We start from the raw sequence: 810 nt of genomic DNA, 5'->3' as shown, positions 1-810 counted from the left end.
CGCGAACGGTGAGCCGCCCTATTTCCTCGGAAATCTTGCCCTCCCGATACATCTCGTTATGCAGGCTGACGACGAACCGGCTCTCCGGCATCGCCGATTTGTAGATCAGCACGTTGGCCGGCCGATTAAATACATGCACCACGTCGAAAACGATTCCCGCCTTCCGCGTCTCCTCGAGCGCCGTCGCAACGCGATATACGTAGCGTTCTTTCGGCACTCGCACGTAGTCGACGCCGTCGACGGTTTCGCGCTTCGGCAGCTCCGGGTCGGCAACGCAGTACACCGTTACCTTATGATGTTTTACAAGATACGGCAGCACGCCGCCGATAAATATTTGAATCGCCCCGCCGCGAATCGGCGGGACGGGAAGCCGCTCCGTGCAGATGAACGCCACATGCAGCGAACGTCGAACCATGCCTCTCACCTTCTTCCATGCGAGATCACCTCGCCGATCCGGCCCTCGATCGCCCGGAGCACTTTCAGCTTGCTGTGCTCCGTCTCGATGATCCACCGCAATCGTTCGAGATACTTTTCCTCGGTCCACTCCGGATCTCGCTTCTTGTAATATTTAGACGCTTGTCCGTAGAACAGATGCGGAAACGTCAGCTCGGCGGAGAGCGACCGGTATTGCCGCTCGGTGAGCGGATTCGTCTCCTGATACCACTTCAGCATCGTCACCATCCGCTCGAGCTCCCAGGCGGCGGCCCCCTTTTTCATGACCTTGTTCAAGATTTTCCGTATGTCGCGGAGCGGCACATCCACCGTGAGCGAGTCCATATCGTACACGTGCAGCTTGCCGTCGTCCCCGAT

At 58.3% G+C, this 810-nt stretch carries 1 protein-coding gene and 1 pseudogene; both read right to left on the bottom strand.

The annotated features are described in order from the left end of the window. A pseudogene (locus AC2JF9_RS08020) lies at positions 1–415 on the bottom strand (hypothetical protein); the annotation flags it as partial. Positions 416–420: 5 nt separating this feature from the next. Then, a partial coding sequence (locus tag AC2JF9_RS08015) for a YutH/CotS family kinase-like spore coat protein (protein ID WP_500726752.1) occupies positions 421–810 on the bottom strand: 390 nt, incomplete at its 5' end.

The organism is Lactobacillus sp. C449L (assembly GCF_059900815.1).
This window is presented reverse-complemented; position numbering and strand designations above follow the sequence as displayed.